Origin of the sequence: Runella limosa DSM 17973, from assembly GCF_000482465.1 — a bacterium.
In the GTDB taxonomy this organism is placed as follows: Bacteria; Bacteroidota; Bacteroidia; order Cytophagales; family Spirosomataceae; genus Runella; species Runella limosa.
On the sequence record NZ_AXVJ01000099.1, the window covers coordinates 1 to 1,874 of the forward strand.

Sequence of the window (1,874 nt, forward strand, 5' to 3'; positions counted from 1 at the left end):
AAAAGCCGACAAACTACTGTATTTGGGACAGTGACGGATTTTGATACCAAGTTGCCAGTAGCTAATCTTGAAATTGCAATTGATGGCGAAAAAGGTATATTAGGATCTGTGAGTAGCGAACTAAAAACGGTATATACAGATACCAACGGTAAATACAATGTAGTCATTGATGCCCCAAAAGAATTTCATTCACTTAACGTAGGAAATTTATGGGATCGTAAGTTTTACCCCAAATACCGAGGCTATCAAACATATCTAAATGGACAGCGAACAGGCAACTGCTGCAAGGTAGAAATAGGTTCAAAAACGCAATATGATTTCATTATGCTTCCCCAATAAAACCCCCTTAACGTAAAATACTACAGAAAAGTATGTAAAACTTTATTCTCTTCGCTTCCAAGCACATTACTTACAACCAATATATATAAAATACCCATTTTTGGGTCATTATTACAAACAATGTTTTATATAGTTATCAATTACTAAATAATCAAAATACAATATTGACTTTATAACTAAAGCATATATCTTTGGACATCCATCCACCCTTATCCACGCTGCTGCCTATGAAAAACCCTGATTTTTGCATTAAAACTTCACTTTTAAAAACAACGTATGAACATGAAACGATTATTTAAGCCTCTGCTCTACGCCGCCGCTGTGCTGCTGATGAGCGTGAGTTGTAAGAAAAAAGACCCAACTTCCTGTGGACCTGAAAATGGACATTACAACTACATCAAAACAGTTAAAAATGCCCGTGCTGATTTATACCAAAGTGCTGGGTTTGTCATTGAAGGAGGTGATGCGCCGCTTATTTGTCCCTTTCAGGAAGAAAAAATCTTACCTTATGAGAATACCTATGTGAGGGGAAAGCCTCAGCCTTTTAAATATCGAATTTGGGGACGAATCTTTAACTGTGATGCTTGTCCTACCTTTGGGGTTGGCGCCTCCCCTTACATTGTAATTGACAAAATTGTCAAGATCGATTAAACAGCTTTCACCATGAAAATACTGTATTATTTTGTCTTTTATTTATAAACTATAGAAAAAGACGACTAATAACTCAAAATCCACACCCGATAGCACGAGGACCCGACTCGTGATAATTATCAAAAGACTTCCAGCCTTTCATGTTCCTAAAACTCAAAAACTTCACTTCTCGAAAACAACGTATGAGAATGAAACGATTAGTAAAACCTTGGCTCTATGCAGCGGGAGTGCTGCTACTGACAGAAGGCTGTTTTTCGACCCCTTTTAAAAGCCGAACAACCACCGTCTTTGGTACAGTGACCGATAACGATACCAAGTTGCCAGTGGATAGTGTGCAAGTTATGATTACTGGAGAAAAAGGAGTATTTGCTTCTAATGCCGATCAACTGAAGATAATTTATACTGACAAACAAGGCTATTACTCTACTACGATTGATGTTCCTAATGGTTATCATAAAATAACTGTAATAAATAGGTACTTTGATAAATTAAAGTACACTTTAAAATACAAGGGCTATTTTTCTTTAAAAGACAGTAATCGAATAAATTTTTGTTGTCCAGTAGAAATAGGCTCAAAAACGCAGTACGATTTCATCATGCTTCCCAAATAAAATCCATACCCGATAGCGCGAGGCCCGACTCGTGATAATTATCAAAAGGCTTCCAGCCTTTCATGTTCCTAAAACTCAAAAACTTCACTTCTCGAAAACAACGTTTGAAAATGAAACGATTAGTAAAACCTTGGCTCTATGCAGCGGGAGTGCTGCTACTAACAGAAGGCTGCTTCTCTGACCCCACCAAAAGCCGACAAACTACTGTATTTGGGACAGTGACGGATTTTGATACCAAGTTGCCAGTAGCTAATCTTGAAATTGCAATTGATG

3 protein-coding genes are annotated in these 1,874 nt (G+C 37.4%); all 3 read left to right on the forward strand.

The features are described from left to right. Positions 1–339 (forward strand): hypothetical protein (locus tag K339_RS37515; RefSeq protein ID WP_028523430.1); only part of this gene is annotated, 339 nt, incomplete at its 5' end. A gap of 282 nt (positions 340–621) precedes the next feature. Next, on the forward strand, positions 622–990 hold the full coding sequence (locus K339_RS0109885) for a hypothetical protein (RefSeq protein ID WP_157607548.1): 369 nt from the start codon (positions 622–624) through the stop codon (positions 988–990). Between the two features lie 188 nt (positions 991–1,178). After that, a complete protein-coding gene (locus K339_RS0109890) occupies positions 1,179–1,601 on the forward strand; it encodes an Ig-like domain-containing protein (RefSeq protein ID WP_028523432.1) in 423 nt (140 codons plus the stop codon). The last annotated feature ends 273 nt before the right edge of the window (positions 1,602–1,874 follow it).

Coding starts and splice junctions, on each gene's coding strand:
- K339_RS0109885 (WP_157607548.1), top strand. CDS start 622: ATGAAACGATTATTTAAGCCTCTGCTCTACGCCGCCGCTGTGCTGCTG.
- K339_RS0109890 (WP_028523432.1), top strand. CDS start 1,179: ATGAAACGATTAGTAAAACCTTGGCTCTATGCAGCGGGAGTGCTGCTA.